At 30.4% G+C, this 14,413-nt stretch carries 13 protein-coding genes; 1 reads left to right on the forward strand and 12 read right to left on the reverse strand.

What is annotated here, in order from left to right; all coding sequences use genetic code 11:
• Positions 1 to 230 precede the first annotated feature (230 nt).
• On the forward strand, positions 231 to 662 hold the full coding sequence (locus tag Spiro2_RS08960; protein WP_338635421.1) for a hypothetical protein: 432 nt from the start codon (positions 231 to 233) through the stop codon (positions 660 to 662).
• 17 nt (positions 663 to 679) lie between these two features.
• Here the strand turns inward: Spiro2_RS08960 and Spiro2_RS08965 are convergent, their stop codons facing one another.
• The 12 genes from Spiro2_RS08965 to lgt form a co-directional block, all read right to left on the reverse strand.
• Positions 680 to 1,573, reverse strand: a complete 894-nt coding sequence (locus tag Spiro2_RS08965; protein ID WP_338634920.1) for an IS982 family transposase — start codon at positions 1,571 to 1,573, stop codon at positions 680 to 682.
• A 247-nt stretch (positions 1,574 to 1,820) separates the two neighbouring features.
• Positions 1,821 to 3,077, reverse strand: coding sequence for a protoglobin domain-containing protein (locus Spiro2_RS08970; protein WP_338635422.1), 1,257 nt, complete (start codon positions 3,075 to 3,077; stop codon positions 1,821 to 1,823).
• Positions 3,078 to 3,209: 132 nt separating this feature from the next.
• Positions 3,210 to 4,997: a hypothetical protein gene (locus Spiro2_RS08975; protein WP_338635424.1), complete on the reverse strand. Its 1,788-nt coding sequence runs from the start codon at positions 4,995 to 4,997 to the stop codon at positions 3,210 to 3,212.
• Between the two features lie 13 nt (positions 4,998 to 5,010).
• Complete coding sequence (locus Spiro2_RS08980) at positions 5,011 to 5,757, reverse strand: hypothetical protein (protein ID WP_338635425.1); 747 nt, start codon at positions 5,755 to 5,757, stop codon at positions 5,011 to 5,013.
• 14 nt (positions 5,758 to 5,771) lie between these two features.
• Complete coding sequence (trpD, locus tag Spiro2_RS08985; RefSeq protein ID WP_338635426.1) at positions 5,772 to 6,824, reverse strand: anthranilate phosphoribosyltransferase; 1,053 nt, start codon at positions 6,822 to 6,824, stop codon at positions 5,772 to 5,774.
• Positions 6,814 to 7,899, reverse strand: coding sequence for an alpha/beta hydrolase (locus Spiro2_RS08990; protein WP_338635427.1), 1,086 nt, complete (start codon positions 7,897 to 7,899; stop codon positions 6,814 to 6,816). The genes trpD and Spiro2_RS08990 overlap by 11 nt, the downstream gene beginning before the upstream one ends.
• 2 nt (positions 7,900 to 7,901) lie before the next feature.
• Positions 7,902 to 9,251 (reverse strand): phosphoglucosamine mutase, encoded by a 1,350-nt coding sequence (glmM, locus tag Spiro2_RS08995; RefSeq protein ID WP_338635428.1) that lies wholly within the window; start codon positions 9,249 to 9,251, stop codon positions 7,902 to 7,904.
• A 13-nt stretch (positions 9,252 to 9,264) separates the two neighbouring features.
• Positions 9,265 to 10,227: a CdaR family protein gene (locus Spiro2_RS09000; RefSeq protein ID WP_338635429.1), complete on the reverse strand. Its 963-nt coding sequence runs from the start codon at positions 10,225 to 10,227 to the stop codon at positions 9,265 to 9,267.
• On the reverse strand, positions 10,227 to 11,585 hold the full coding sequence (gene cdaA / locus Spiro2_RS09005) for a diadenylate cyclase CdaA (RefSeq protein ID WP_338635430.1): 1,359 nt from the start codon (positions 11,583 to 11,585) through the stop codon (positions 10,227 to 10,229). Before cdaA ends, Spiro2_RS09000 begins: the two co-directional genes overlap by 1 nt.
• A 9-nt stretch (positions 11,586 to 11,594) precedes the next feature.
• A complete protein-coding gene (locus Spiro2_RS09010; RefSeq protein WP_338635431.1) occupies positions 11,595 to 12,323 on the reverse strand; it encodes an outer membrane lipoprotein carrier protein LolA in 729 nt (242 codons plus the stop codon).
• A 29-nt stretch (positions 12,324 to 12,352) separates the two neighbouring features.
• Positions 12,353 to 13,156, reverse strand: a complete 804-nt coding sequence (locus tag Spiro2_RS09015; RefSeq protein ID WP_338635432.1) for a phosphatase PAP2 family protein — start codon at positions 13,154 to 13,156, stop codon at positions 12,353 to 12,355.
• Entirely contained in the window at positions 13,153 to 14,319 is a 1,167-nt protein-coding gene (lgt, locus tag Spiro2_RS09020) for a prolipoprotein diacylglyceryl transferase (RefSeq protein WP_338635433.1), read from the reverse strand. The genes Spiro2_RS09015 and lgt overlap by 4 nt, the downstream gene beginning before the upstream one ends.
• Between the last annotated feature and the right edge of the window lie 94 nt (positions 14,320 to 14,413).

The following is a 14,413-nucleotide window of genomic DNA, read 5'->3' on the forward strand; positions in this document are numbered from 1 at the left end:
ATAATCATGCATAATAAAAACATTTTATTTAAATTTAATTAAACAAATAAAATTAAATTATTTTTAATTTGTTAAAAATGTTTATAAAATTTAATTTTTCACTTAAAAAATTCTCTATGACTATAGTTGCTCATCATGTAGCATATGTGGATATTTTTTTATGCTACACTATTTGTTTTAAAAAAAAGTAACAAACATAGAAAAAAAACTCAATTTTTAAAGGAAGTCTTATGCTTTATAAAAATTATGTAATGATATTTATCATAAATATTTTTGTAAATACAAATTTATATCCCTATTTTAACAAAACTTTTGTTTACTGTGCATCGCGATACAATAATAATTGGTTTTGGCTTAAAGATGAATACGGAAGATATCAAACATTATCAGGTGACTGGAAAATAAAGACATTTTGTGGTTTTCAGTTTAGTTACTTTTTAATTAAAAAACCAAGTCTTTATAAAGTTAATAAACTTGCTCAAATGTGTGTTAACAACTATGGTGAAGATTATGATATTATACAACCGGCAGATACAAGCTTTTTTAAATATTGGTACCCTTTTGCAATTACAGATGATAAATATTTAAATGGAAAAATTGAGATTTCGTTTTACTATGATACAAGCAATAATTACATAAAATATACTTATAATGCCAATTAATAGTTGAGAAAAATCAATTAGAATTTGAATAAGTAGTTAAACAGGCAGGCAGAAAATCGTCCGAAAACATGGACGATAAGGCCTTTAGTCGATCGAACTTTTGATGCGATTTGAATACCGCTGGATTCAATTAACCAGTTAAAAAGGATTTCAATGGACTGCCGAATAGAGCTAACAGATTTAGAATAAACTTTCTCATCACTAGAAAGAGTTTTTTTATTCCGAGAGAGTTTAATTGGTGTGTGTAATTTAGAGTTTATTTGATTCAAGTTTTTTTTAGTTGATTTGTCACAGTAAGCACGATCGGCAAAGATTTGCGAATGTTTGAAGTTTAAAAGATCATTCTTAACAGCAGTTAAGTCGTGAGTTGCGGCGGGTGTGATTTTAAAATCAATAGGTGCGGCAAGTTTTTTATTTTGAAACAAAGCAGCGAGATGAAGTTTTAACCCATAGTAAAATTTATCTTTTGAAGAGCAATAGCCAATAGCAGAAATATCGTTTGCAGTATTGCACTTGTGCGCCCGAAAACCAGTTGTGAGTATAATAGGTAAAGAGTCAATAAGAATAAAAGGTTTGGATTTTGTTTTAGGGATTTTAAATTTATTATTTTTTAAAATAAAGTTTGCAAGTTCAGGAAAGAGTTTACTTAAGCTATTAAGTCTTGACAAAAATCCTTCATAAGAAGGCAAGTGAGGAAACCAGTTTGGAATAAAATTTTTAGTGAAGTTAAAAATAGCTTTTATATTTTTTTGTTTCATTAAAACTCCAAAGATGTAAATAGTGGTGACTTCTTGGTCTGTGAACGAGGGATTTGAGTTTGGACTAATTTTTAAAAAAGAGGTTGGAGAGAGTTGAGAAAAGAAATCGCAGGTAGTAAGGTATACAGTGATGAGTTGGCTCTGCCAGTCCATTGGTAGCTCCTTTGTTAATTTTGTTTGTGCAAAAATTATTTAACAAATTGGAGCTATTTCTTCAAGCCTCACAATAACTTTCTCAACTATTAACTGGCATTTATATTTACGATAGCAGAAAAAATTTAACTAAAGTTTTAACTCCCTTTAAAGACATTAAAAAATCAGTATACAATTATTATCTTACAAAAATTAAAAAAAACATTTTTATTAACTATGACAAATGCTTTGAAGATAATGGTAAATATTAAACGGTTATTTTTAAAACATCATGATTATCTTCTAAAAATTTATGTAAAGTATTAGAAATAATATAACTAGATAATGAAAAAAATTCTTTATAATTAAAGTTTTCTTTTTTTTCTTTTTCTAACAATTCTAATTCCAAGTTTGAAATTAAAGTGACTATTTTTATTAATTCAAATTTTGAAAAATCATCTTTTAATTGCTGCAAAACATTTTTTCCTTGAGAAATATTTTCACAATCCAATAGTATTACGTTACTTTCAATTATTTCTTTTAAAAACAAATCAAATTTAGACCTATTTCTAATAATATTTATTAAAATTGAATTATTTCTATTTTTTTCTTCGTGTTTTTTCTGTAAATTAATTTGATCTGTTACATCAGAAGCTTGAATAATCAATTTTTCTGGAATTTTATTTTTATCAAGAACTGCTGTATATTTTAGCTTTACAATTTTATTATTTTTTATTTTTACAATTTCTGGTAAAATTACAAATAAAGAATCAATATCAAATATACCAGAGAAATACTGTTTTATAGTTAAAAAAATTAATTCAGATTTTTCAATATTATTTTCAAAAATTATATCTTCAACTTTTTTTCCTGAGATATCTGTATTAAAAATTGAAAAACAAGATTTTGATACAACATCACTTATTATTAAATCTTTATTAATAATAAAATAACCCTCATTAATATTGTCTAATATTTCTTTAACTTTATTTTTTTCTTCAATAAATTTTCTTTCAGAAAAAATATAATAAGAATTAATTGTATAATATATTTCTAAAAGCAATACTTCTCCTGTTATTAATTGCGCTTCTGCAACCAAAGCAGGATCGTTAAATATTTTTAGCCATATTTTACTTAAAATAAAACCTAGATTACCTATTGCAGACATATAAATATCAGTTGTAATTCCTCTTAGGTAATGAACGTAACCAATTTTTAATTTTTCTATATAATATCTTTCGTCAAATGGACCCAAAAACAAATATTGAAAATAATTAGTGTTTAATTTTTTAAGATATTCAATTTCTTCTTGATTCTTAAAATATTTTTTTGCATTCTCATTATTAAGATTAAATTCATAAAATTCATTAATAATATTTTCTATATTTTCTTTAATATATGGAGATAATTTTTTTGCTTTTTCTTTAACATTTTCATTAAAATTTATTGCTTTTTCAAATTTTGAAATACTATTGTCTAAAAAATATTGGCTCACAAATAAACTGAACTCATCCTGTGTATTCATCATAACTCCTTAAATTCATCTAATTGTATTTTTTTATACTGTTTGTACCAATATTGTTAATTATTAATATACAAATTTTTTAAATTTATATAAAATCATAAAAAATATCAAACTTAACCATTGGATGTTTTATTACACTAGATGTTGATTATATACCACAGTTTTTAAAGAGTTTGTATAATTTGGAAAATGAAATTTAAATAAAATTTTTGCTATATCTAACGAAAATGAATTTGGGCGATAATGACCAGAATTATTATTAATTTTTGTAAATTTATTTATATTATGATCATAGTAAACCTGTCCAGCAGCTATTACTGGTTGGTAATTATTAAGCGATGCATGAGATGCAATTGCGTACCCATCTGTAGTCAGATTCTGGTATTTTTCTCCATTTATTTTGACAATTTCATTATCAAAACCTAAAATAATTTCTCCAGATTCATTAATAACATAACGAAAAACATGGTAATTCTTATATTGTTTTATTTTAGAAATACTTAACATGATCGGTTGCGAAAAATTAAAAAGACCATCCTTAGATTCTTGTAACGGTAACAGCAATGGAGACCATATTGGAGAAAGTTGTACAATTTTATTTATATCTTGTTTATTAATAATACAGCCTAAATTAATTTGTTGTAATGTTTTTTTTATAAGAGATTGCAGGAAAGGATTTTGAGTTGCTTGATTTTGGAGAGTTTGTGGAGCAGAGTTCTGATTCATTTGTAAATACCCCGCTGTTATCCGCCGCTCCTCTATTTGCATGGGTAAATACCCCGCCGTTATCCGCCGCTCCTCTGTTTGCATAGGTAAATAGCTAGTCGATACAGGAACAGAAAACACTTTGGATCGCTGTTTTTGTTTTTTTAAAAGAACTTTTTTAGTAATTAAATTAACAGCATCTTGCAGTTTATTTAATCTTGAGTATCCTGGATTTTTCCAAGAATATATTAACGAATGTTGTATAGGTAGTTTAAAATACTTACCAATTTTTAAATTAAAAAAAGTTGCATAATTAATTGAATCTTTGTATTTAAATTTTTCACTTATAATATTAAAAAACAAATCGAGAACTGCATACGAAAATGAAATATCAATTTTTTCATTTAATTTTTTATACTGATAAAAATTACTTTGAGAATAATATTTCATATAAGGAAAATGTTCGTCCGAATTAAACATAGAATTATTAAGATCTTTAACTATTTGTTTATTTAAATTATTATTATAATCTACTAAATCTTCAAGAGTTTTATCAAAATAGGTCTCTTCATTCAAAAACATTTCATATACTGCAAAATAAATTTCAAAACAACTTTTTTCAAAAGAAATAATAATTTGATTTTCTAATAGCCCTCTTTCTCCAAACAATACCATATAATATATTTTTAACGAATAATTTTCTAATGCAAAAATATCTTTTAGAGATTCAAAATCTTTAAGAAAAAGGTTATTTTTTATTGGCTCTATATCGCAATCCGAATAAATACCTGGAAAAAAATTTAATATTAAGCACCTTACCAGATCAGAGGCAAAAGGATACGCTTTGTATTTTAACATTTTTTTTAATACACAAATAATTTTTGGAAATTTAGTTTCATAATAATCTATCAAAACATCAATTATAATAACTTTTATATTTTGGTATTTACCCTGATCATCCATTGCAGCAAGGTTGTAATATTCTAATTTAATAGTTTGATTTTCTACAAAGCATTCTAAAAAAAATTTTTTCCTAAATATCGTATTATTAGAAACGTCTTCTTTTCTGACCCACAAACAGACTTCACTATTGCTATTTGATAATGTAATTATATTTTTCATGTTAGCAATATTTCGTCTAACAGTAATGGGAGCAAGCGAACCAGTCCAAAAATAATGAATTAATAACCTATTTTGATCAATAAACAAAGACATAAAAAAACTCTCATCAATTTAATTCAAATACAACTTTATAGCCAATATCTTTTAAAAAAATTTTTTTACTATTATCTAAATACCCTGACCAAGCAATCAAATTAGTTGTTTTCGGAATATATTGAGATAAATGCACAAAATGACTAAAATCAACTTCAAAAGTTTTTGGATTAAAACCAGAAATTGCAATATAGGGCGCATCAGTTTCTAAAACTTCACGTATCTCTTGCTTATTGTGCACAATAAACATTAAAGTAAAATGATAATCTCTAGCTATTTCTGTGAGTAACTGAATTTTGTATTTATCCATTCCGTAACTATAAACGACCATTCCATCAAATCCTAATAACATAGATTCATACAAATCATATTCATCAGAAAAAAAACCACTACGAAAAACCATACAGTCATCGTTCTTATATAACAAGAAGTCATTACAATTTTCCTGCAAGGGAGAAGTAAATAAACTATATATTTCATTAATTAAAATATCGTCTGAACTTATTGTTTTAGTATTAAAAAAACTAGAAAATTCGCTATCGGTCACATAATTAGGAATAGTAACAAAATTTTGCGAAAACTCATTTTTTTGTAAAAGATTCTCTATTTTTAATTTAAAGTTAAAGTTTAATTTATTTTTAGTAATTAATGATTCTGCCTGCTCTTTTTTTAGTTGCAAAGAAAAATCTAACTTTTGAATTTGTGTTAGTTTTTTTTGTTGTTCTATAAAGAAATTCAGTAAACTTTTTTGTTTAAACATACAACTGCTATTTATTAATTTCCTTCAGAAATTTGGCAGTCCTTTTTCCAAATTTCGAATAGTTTTAAACATTTTCCAGACGATATTGCATCTTTCGCCATTTTTAAGCCAGTAATCAAATCTGAGCATAAATCTGCACACCACAGTATTGCTGCAGCGTTTATTGTAACAGCGTCCATCACAGCTGGATAAGCTTGATTTTTAAGTACATCAAGCATAACTTGAGCATTAAATTCAATGTCTTTGCCCAAGAGTTTGTTACTGTTGTGTAGTTTAATTCCAAAGTCAACGGGATTTAACACTTCATGCGAAATTTTATTATTTTCTAGTTTAAAAATATACGTAGCACTGCATACAGAGATTTCGTCTAGGCCATCTTCGCCATGTGCAATAATAGCTCTTTTACGACCTAACTTTTTTAAACAAGAGGCCATAAGCGGTAACAGTTCTCGGCTGTGCATTCCAATAAATTGGCCTGAAAGTGGCATAGGGGTTGCTAAAGGTAAAATTAAATCAATTATGGTTTTAAAACCAAGGGTTTTTCTAATTTCCATGAGATGCTTTAAAGTTGGATAAACTGTATTAAATTTTAAAAAAGTAATATTGCAGTTTTGAATCTGAGTAAAAGCATGCTCTAAAGAATCGGCTGCTAATAAATTTAAGGATTCTAATAACTCACAAGTACTAGACTTATTTGTCATTCCAGTCCCTACAAATTTTGCGACATGAGCACCGGTTCCAGCAGCAATAATTGCTGCAATTGTTAAAATATTTAATGATGAACCACGCTCATAACAAATATTAGAACAGTCTACCAAATTAATATTATTTAAATTATTAGCATTATTTTCTTGAATTATGCTTTCTTTTATTATTTTTAAAACCCCAATTATAATATCATCCGATAATGGCAAAAATCGAAATCCTGTCAACACAGCGGCTGTTCGAATATCAGATAATGTTCCATCGATCATGCTATGTATCAGAGCTTCTGCCTCATCAGCTGAAAAACTACGTCCGGCAAAAACTTGTTCCATTATTGGCGAAAAATTTTTATCAATTATCATGATCCTCATCCTCAACTTCTAAAATTGGGGTCACAGGATACGAAAAACGGGACGCTAAAACCATTTCTGCAAACGAGTTATTTTGAATACAATCTATCTTTAAAAATTGATTGATTTCTAGAAAACATATTGCTGGAGCCTCAAGCGCCAACACATGAGCACAGTTTTCTACCCACTTTGCGGTTATCTTTGGAATCTGTTTAGTTAAAATTATAGGAATTTGATTTGAAAGCAAGGCGTCTTCTTTTCCCCACAGAAGTAACACAGGACAGTTAATATCTTTTAATTTATCGTCTACAAAATGCTCTTCATTTGTAAGTTTTAATAAAATTTTCACTTGTTTATTTGTTAAATTTCTATAGAGAGAGCGTTTTGCTATGTGACTTAAAATAGGCACTCCTGAGTAAGGAAAAGCTTTTAAAATTCCGGGGTATAATTTCTGAAATTTTTGCCAACTTAAAAAAGCTAGAGTGTCTCTTAATCCAAAGGGATTGACTTTAAGACCCGCAGGATTCAATAAAATCATTTTGTGAATGAGTTGCGGTTTATTTGCTGCAATATGCATAGATAACCAACCACCCATACTGAGACCACAAATCTCAATTGGAGTTTTAGTAGTATATTGAATAAATTCAATTAAAGACTCTGCATGCTCAATAAGGTTCATCACAGCATTATTGGCTTCACTAAAACCAGACATATGAAAAAGATTTGGAATTAAAATTCTTTTTTTATTTTTTAGCATATTTGCTAAAATCCACCAACTTTGTGCACTACTTCCTAAACCATGAACAAAAACAAGAGGTCTCACTTTTGAAGAAGGACAACTATCATAATAATGCATTTGCCCATATTTGGTTGCTACAGTTTTTGATTTAAAGCCATTAGCATTTAAGTATTTTTTAAAAAATATAGAAAAAGAGCAATCAATAAGCACTTCTGTATCTTTTATCACATCCAAATCTTCTACACTTCCAGCGGGCTTGGCAACCAACTGTAGATATTTTAAATTTAAGAATTTATTTATCTCTTTTAAATGAGACAAAAGCCCGACTCTTAAATTTTTTTGCGTCATTGTTAACCTATTTCTGATAAGAAAATTTTTTCAATAATATTAGCCATTTCTTCTATTCTATGCCGGCTAGGTCCTTCAAGCGTAATGCGCGCTAATGGCTCTGTGCCACTGTACCGCATTAAAATACGACCTGAGGTTCCTAACTCTTCTTCAAATTCTCTCACAATGGCTAAGGTCTTGAAAAGGGTCTCAAGCGGAGGTTTGGCGGAGACTCTTACATTCTTTGTAACTTGTGGAAACTTCATCATAACAGATGTGAGCTGCGAAATTTTTTTATTGGTATAGCACATCATTTCAAGAATTTTTAAACAAGCGATAATTGCATCACCAGTTGTACTCGAATCTAAAAAAATAAGATGCCCAGACTGCTCTCCACCCAATACAAAGTCATTGGCTAGCATCCCTTCCATCACGCTGCGATCACCAACATTTGTGCGAATCACTTGAATGCCTGTTTTTTGCAATGCAACATCGAGCCCTTTATTGCTCATCACTGTCACACATACGCCATTATTTTTAAGCTGATTTTGCGCTTGCATTTCAAGAGCACACATAACAATAATGCTATCTCCATCTAAAATTTGCCCTTGTTCATCTACCACAATCAGCCTATCTGCATCGCCATCTAATGCAAAACCAATATCTGCATTGTACTCTTTAACTTTTTGCGCCAAAACGTGAGGGTGCAACGCACCACTATTTAAATTGATATTAAATCCATTTGGATCATTGTGAATACTAATCACCTTTGCGCCAAGTTCTTCAAATACTTTGGGTGCAACTTTATAACCTGCGCCATGCGCGCAATCTAAGACAATCGTTTTTCCATCAAGCTTTAAGTTTTTTGGAAATCGTTCTTTTAAAAATACAGCATATTGACCAATTGCATCATCAATGCGTTTTGCGCGACCAAGATTTTCTGATTTAACCAAATAGTTATCTAAATCTGGGCTATCCATCAATTGTTCAATGAAAGCTTCTTCACTGTCTGGTAGTTTAAAACCATTATGATCAAATAATTTGATACCATTATCTTGAAAAGAATTATGACTCGCAGAAATCACCATTCCTGCATTTGCTCTCATGCCACGGGTTAAATATGCAATTCCTGGCGTAGGAAGTGGCCCCACAAATAGAACATCAACCCCCACACTACAAAGCCCAGAAGACAAAATGCCTTCAATCATATAACCACTTACTCGAGTGTCTTTTCCTATTAAAACCTTTGGACGTTGACTTCTTTTTTTAAGAATTACCCCAAAAGATTGAGCTAATTTTAAAAGCATGGACGGAGTCATAAAACCCATGTTCGCTTCGCCGCGCATCCCATCGGTACCAAAATATTTTGCCATATCAAAAAACCTTCTAAGGACTAAATTGAACAGAAATCGTATCTGGAATAATTTTAACAAGTGACACGTTATTAGGAATACTTGGAACCACAGATTTATCTTGCCACCCAACCTTTAGATCCGAGGCATCAAGAAAAACCCTTACATTAGAAGGATCAAGTTTAGACAGTAACTCTTTTGGCCCAGACACCTCTATGTCAACAGCTCCAGGACGCAATTGAATTTTTGAAGAAAGTTTTTTATTTAAATTTTTTATTTCAATAGGAACAGCTCGAAAAGTGCGATTAAATTTTTTTGGAGCAAGGGTAATTGAAACAACGACGCTTTTTTCTATTGCATTGATTGCGGATGATTCTTCTAATTCAATATTAGCATCTGTGATGAGATTTTTATTTATTCCTTCAATGATAACAGGCATAGTAAAAATACTTTCCATTCGGACAAGTTGCTGGCGTGCACCAGAAACTTTAATATGCGAGGGAGTGACTTTTATACTTTCTACTGTTAAGCCTGCCTGAGGTTCTCCTTTTAAAACTGCCTGAATTGGCAAAACTTTTTCTTGCACTTTATCAATATCAATATCGATGTATGGTCTTTCAATCACAATTGCATACTGCTTTGGTAATCTAGGAAAACTATCTCTGCTCACTTTAACGCGCACGCGACCAGGTGTCTCGCTAATAATTTCAATTTCGCCAGTGAGTTCTGCATCTGTTGGAGAAACAGAAAATATGGAGTTTTGTTGTTTGATGACCACATCTAAAGTTCTCTCCTTTGGGCCAAGTATAACCATTGAAGGAGAAGTGATGAGCTTAATTCTGGCAACTTTTTCAAAACTTAAATCTTTGTCAGTTCGTACAATAAAAAATATGACAATCGAAAATAAAAGCGATAAAATTTTTAACCAAAAATTATTCGTGATCTTAGATATTATAATTTTAAAAAATGATGAATTTTCTTGCGAATTCATTGACATTATTTTTTATCTTCCTTGTTACTTTTTTCTGAAGTATCCTGTTCTTTTTGATTTTCAATTGGAGGATCCAGTGGAATCCCACCAATAGAGACATCTCGTGGTGGGGGAGATTTTGGTATAGGAGGATCAAACCTATCTTCTGGCGCGATTTCTGTAATTGCTTTGAGAGCCTTATTTTTTTCTATCGCCGTAATGCTACTTTGCTCTTCTTCCTGATTATTATTTGCGTCTTGAGCATTTATGATTTCTTCAAAGTTTAACTCATTTTTACTTAATTGTGTTTGTCTAGTTAAAATATTACTCGAAATAAATTGTATTTCTGAAGTTTTAATATCTTTGATTTTAGAACTGCGTGGAAAACGAATATGAATATTTTTAGAAACATTAGAAGCAATTCTATTTTCATGTTCAATTTGTTGTAACGCTAAACTTTCTAAAGATGAGACTTTTTTACTTGATTGTATAATTAGTTTTTCCGTTTCAGACAAATTCTTTTTTGGAAACTGAAAAAAATTCTTAATTTTTATTAAAATATTATTATATTTATAAATAAAAAAGTTTTCCATCCATCCTAATAATCCAGAAGTTTGGGTTCTTGGAATTAACAAAATGGATAACATTTTTCGAGCTGCTTCAATTGAACTTTGTCTTTGCAAATTACCTTCCCAAGCAATTGAAATATTACCTGTTTCTTCGCTTACCACAAGAACAACGGCATCTGTTTCTTCTGAAATACCAACAGCAGCACTGTGTCTTGTTCCCATTTTTTTTGAAAAACGTGGATTTTTAGAAAGTGGTAATTGAGCAGAAGCACAGTTAATACGATCTTTTTTTATAATAACCGCACCATCATGCAATGGCGAAAACGACTGAAAAATACTACTCAAAAGCTGCTCTGTGATTAAAGAATCGAGTTTTATACTGTGATCATATAATTTATCAAGACCAACAGAACGCTCAAAAACAATTAAAGCACCAATTCTCTCGTGGCTGAGAGACTTTGCAGCATTTGTAATTTCATCAATAATGTTTGCACCAGTCACAGCATCAAGGCCAGCTGTCATAAATGGTCCTCGGCCAAAACGAGTCAGCAACCGACGGATGTCATCTTGAAACAACACAATGACAACAATAATAAATGAAGAATAAAACTTGCTGATAATCCAATGCAGAGTTTCAAACTGCAGCATGCTAGAAAATACATAGGCAATAAATATCACAAGCATACCAATAAGAACTTGCGCTGCTCTGGTTCCCTTAAGTTGCGCAATAATTTGATAAAACAAAAACGCAACAAGGCCAATGTCAAGTATGGCTTTCCACGATAAAATTGATTTTAAGGAATCTAAGTAATTCATCCATTCCCATTACATTTTGTCAACAACAATACCTTTCGGAGGCGTAAATTGAAATACCTCTTTTAAAATAGATTTAAGAGAATAATTTGCAAAAACAAGCCGCGATCGGTTGCCGTTTAATTGCACAATACGAAGCTCTTGAATGAAACCAGTCTTCACCTGAATAACAGCGTATAAAACTTTTTGTTGTTTGTCTCCTTTGGGTAAGAGTTTGAGATAAAGGAGATCGTCATTTTGCTTAGGAGGTAGGTCAGATTTTACTGCTAAGTCGTTTGCGTCATTATCTGTTTTTTGAGCTTGAGCTCCAACCCACTCTGAAACTTCGTAAAAATTACTCAACCTACTGATATTTGATAAAATATTAATGAAACCTAGATTTTGTGAGTTCATTTGAAATTGCTGTGCATGTTTGAGTTCGGGCACAAATTTCCAAAAATCGTGACCATTCGACACATACAATTCTTTTCTTGGAGAAATAACCTCATAGCGAAACGAGTTTGGTTTTTTAACTACCAAAACACCCTCTGATTTTAAAACTTTATCTCGTAACGAGGAATAAAGCTCTTGTTTAAATTGCACGGAAAAAAACTCATATTGCGCTGCAGCCTTAATAACTTCTTGATATTTTTTTTCAAATAAATTATTTTTACTAGTAGAAATATTTTTAAAATTTAATTCTTTTGCACTAACTGCAAAAGAACTCAGCACACACAAAAAAGTAAGCAAAAAAATTTGCATTTTTTATTCCTTATGCAAGTTAAAAAATTTTAAAGTTGAAAAGATACATTTGCTCCATACCATGTTATTTTTGTGTCATCGTTAAAAACAAAAGGATAAACTTCTAAATTTAATTTACTATTTTTTTTCTGTAGTAATTCTTGAACTTTTTCAACTCTAAAAAAAACAGATGCTGCAAGCGTTGCTCCTACGATTCCTCCAATTACCACGTCAGAAACATTGTGCGCATGATCTGTGACTCGAGATTTAGCAACCCATGCCGCCGTAGAATGCGCAAAAATTGCATAAGACCAATTTAAAATATCAGACTTCGAATATTGAAACAAAAGTAAACTAGAATACGAAGCAAATGCAAACGCATGCGATGCATGGCCACTAAAAAATGAAAAGCGACTATCATCTGAATTCTGCTCATTTTGCCCTTTTGGATAGTCATAAAAAGGCCTTTTACGTTGAAAAATAATTTTAGCAGAAGATGTTGCGATTTCTGTTAATAGTTGCGCATGCAACCATCCCCGAATATGAGAACCTACTGCAAAATTTTCTTGACTTAAGCTTAACCCACCAAGAATTAAAGTTGCAACTCCTAAAGAATACGGAAATAGTTTTTCTCTCGGCAAAGTTGTTGGCAAAGGTTCAAGATTTGCAGTTTCATTTGTAAATGGCCACAAAGACTTCGATCGCGGCGTGTAATAACTGTTGATTGATGCAATTAAAAAAACTTCCAAAGGTAACGTAAATATATCCTGCTTCCAATACCCAGGATTAAAACTATAATGACTTAACGAATCCTCAGAAAAAGAAGGAACTGGAGGCGGTGGAACATCAATCATGATTTTTTATTCTCAGAAAGTTTATGGATAAAAAAATCTTCATTTCTTTTTAACCATTGTGGTGAATTTTCTAAAATATTGTTGCGACAAAAGTATAGTAATACGCAACCTACAATTAAAAATGACAAACACAATATTTGCCCCATTGTCAATACTGTCCACCAAGGAGCTTCTGGAAACGCGTTAAGTGGTAGCCATGAGAAATTAAATAAATAAAAATAATTAATTTGCAAATCAGCGGCTCTAAAATATTCGGCTATAAAGCGATAAATACAATAAAAAATTATAAAGTAGCAAGAAATTGTTCCTTCTTTTTGTTTTTTACGAGATATTAAATACAAAGTAAAAAATAAGGCCCAACCTTCTCCAATACTTTGATAAATTTGACTAGGGTGACGTGCAACTTGACCACCTTCTGGAAAAATAATCGCCCAGGGTACCGAACTTGTAATGGGTCTACCCCATAACTCGCCATTAAAAAAATTTCCAATTCTACCGAGCCCTATTCCAATTGGGATAACTCGTACCAGCTTATCAGTAAGATGATAAAAAGAAATTTTATTTCTCTTACAATAAAAATAAATCGCTAAACACACACCAACAATCCCACCATGAAAAGAAAGCCCCCCTTCCCAGGTAGCAAAAATTTCGAGTGGCCTTTGCTTATAAAAATCCCAATTGTAAATAAAAACATATGCAAAACGTGCACCAATAAGCATACCAAGTATTGAAATTGTAATTAAGTTCATTAACATATTTTCAGTTAACATTAATTGTTTTTTACGTATCCATCGAATACATGCTATATATACAGCTACAAATCCGAATAAATACATTGTACTATACCAACGCAATCCCCAATCAATTTGCATTTTTTGTAACGTATAAAGAATTGCAAGAATTAATAATAAATAACTTAATGATGATTGTAAGAAATCAAATTTGCTTAATTTTTGTTTAATTTGAATATTGTTTTTTTCAGAATTATTGAGTTGTTTCTTAAATTTATTAATTTGAATAAACGTAAATAGAAAACTACCTCCAAAAAACCCAACTAATAGCAAAATTCCCCACCAGGTTGTTACCCAACTAAAATCAATGTTCTTAACCTGAAAAACAAAAGGACTTAGGTCAAATACCCAGTATGGGTGAGATGGATTCATATTGTGAAATCTCCTATTGTATGCTTAGCAAATTGTCATACACTACCTTTTTGTATGACATGAGGTTGCTTTGAGCAAGCAAACGAGGCATGAA

This window comes from Spirobacillus cienkowskii (genome assembly GCF_037081835.1).
In the GTDB taxonomy this organism is placed as follows: domain Bacteria; phylum Bdellovibrionota_B; class Oligoflexia; order Silvanigrellales; family Silvanigrellaceae; genus Silvanigrella; species Silvanigrella cienkowskii.